The sequence below is a fragment of the Lacihabitans soyangensis genome (assembly GCF_024343775.1).
GTDB lineage: Bacteria > Bacteroidota > Bacteroidia > Cytophagales > Spirosomataceae > Leadbetterella > Leadbetterella soyangensis.
In genome coordinates, this window is the sequence record NZ_RJUF01000093.1 from 1 (window position 1) to 1,988 (window position 1,988).

At 38.4% G+C, this 1,988-nt stretch carries 2 protein-coding genes; one reads left to right on the forward strand and one right to left on the reverse strand.

From position 1 onward, the window contains the following. A partial coding sequence (locus EGI31_RS14515) for a transposase (protein WP_255037919.1) occupies nucleotides 1-419 on the forward strand: 419 nt, incomplete at its 5' end. A 134-nt stretch (nucleotides 420-553) separates the two neighbouring features. Here EGI31_RS14515 and EGI31_RS14520 read toward each other — a convergent pair. After that, the gene (locus tag EGI31_RS14520) at nucleotides 554-1,819 is read right to left on the reverse strand and encodes an Hsp70 family protein (RefSeq protein WP_255037920.1); all 1,266 of its coding nucleotides are present in this window, start codon (nucleotides 1,817-1,819) and stop codon (nucleotides 554-556) included. Nucleotides 1,820-1,988: the final 169 nt, after the last annotated feature.

A 1,988-nucleotide genomic window follows, 5' to 3' on the forward strand; every position in this document is an offset into this window, starting at 1 on the left:
TACCACTGTCTGTTGGATTAACCTCAGCCAATGTTCATGACGTAAACTATCTTGGAATGATAGACAAAAAAGAACAACTTGCAGGTTATGAGTTAATTGCAGACAAAGGTTATCTCTCATTGGGCTATCAAACATCTCTTTTTGAACAAGACAAAATCAGACTAATAACACCAATTAGAGGTAATATGAAAGAAAGAGTAGATGTGTGGAATAAGTCTTATCGATATATTAGAAAAAGAATTGAAACCCTTTTTTCACAACTCTGTGATCAAATGATGTTTAAAAGAAACTACTCAAAATCATTAGATGGCCTGCTTACAAGAGTCGTTGCAAAGGTAAACGCTGTAGCTGTTTTACAATTCATAAATATGTCAAACAATAGACCAATAAATCAGTTGAAGCATGCCATGTTTATTTAAACCGCACAAGGGGTTAATGAATTATACGAATCCAAATCAAAAAATAAATTCTTGGGCCTAAGAAGCCCAGTGCTGAAGAAATAACAAATTTACCGATGCTAAAAGCTGATTTGGGTGAATTGAGCAGAAATACCTCAATTCATGTTTAAGTAACTGTAAGCTAAACCCATGGCTACGCTATTAAAATTGTCGCCCGATTTCAGTTTTGCTTCTCCAAATTTATCTTTAAATATCTGATTCAAAGGCTTTATAAGGGAAGTACCTCCTGTCATAAAAACCACATCTATTTCGTCTTTTCCAATTCCTTTTTCAACCAAGAATTGGTCCAGGTAATCTTCAATTTTCGATAAGTTCTGAGCGATAATCTCATCCTTAAACTCTGATAAACTTACTTCCTCCTCTATTTCTATTCCGTGTTTCTGAAATACCAAGGCAGCTTTTTCTTCGTGTGTGAGCGTAATTTTTGCTTTCTCTATTTCCTTGAAAAAAGAATAGCCCAAATTCTCCGAAATCAAAATTTGGAGGTTTTTCACCCTAAAATCTTTACCAGAATATTGATACGATTTCTCGATGCTCAACTTCATTCTGAGTGTATCCAGAAAGTTCATTTTTTCCCAAGAACAGATATTCTGAAAATATGAAAGAGGCAAATCGAGTGGTTTGCCGGGTGTAAACTCCTCCTTCACTCCCCTACCAAAATGCGGAGTGCCTTTATGCCACATAATGTCAGAGTCGAAATTATCCCCACCGATATAGATACCTCCCTGACCAATAATATCACTTTTACGGTTCGCCAAATTTTTAGCTGCGGGATCAAGCCTCATCAGCGAAAAATCAGACGTACCCCCTCCAAAGTCTGCCACCAAAACCAATTCCGATTTCTCGATTTGTCGTTCATACGTATAGGCCGCCCCAACGGGTTCTAGCTGAAAATGTATCTTTTCAAAACCCGCAATTTTAGCGGCTTTTTCGAGCCTAATTTGGGCCAAGGTATCCTTGTCGGCGGCTTCATCAAAGACCACTGGTCGACCAATTACTGCGGTTTTTATATCTTCAGATAGAAAATCATCAGCCAGTTTTTTGAGATGGACCAAAATCAAAGCCACCAAGTCCTCGGCTTTGTACATGCGGTTACCAATTCGGGTATCTACAAAGCTTTTGTTAGGCAAAACCTTCTTGATAGACTTCATAAATCGGCCGGTCATCCGATTCTGCACATATTGATCAATGGCATCTTGGCCTACAGCCACTTTTGTAAACTGACCACGTTCCTTGGGCTCCTGAAAAAACAAAAGAGAAGGTACCGTAAAAAGTTTAACAGCCTCACGAGTGTCTGTATCTAAAATGGCCAAAGCTGAGTTGGAAGTGCCGAAATCTATGCCGTAGATGTATTTTTGCATGTAAAACTATTGAAGTAAAAGAACCCACTCTGCCGAGCAAATCCCACAAAAGGGCTGCAAATATAGGCAGAAAATGGGGGGAATGGGAAGGGAATTATTGGTTTGTGGGAAAGTTTATATCGGAAAACAATTAAAAATAACCACTCACACTACGGTTATTGGTGGTAAA

Coding starts and splice junctions, on each gene's coding strand:
- EGI31_RS14520 (WP_255037920.1), bottom strand. CDS start 1,819: ATGCAAAAATACATCTACGGCATAGATTTCGGCACTTCCAACTCAGCT.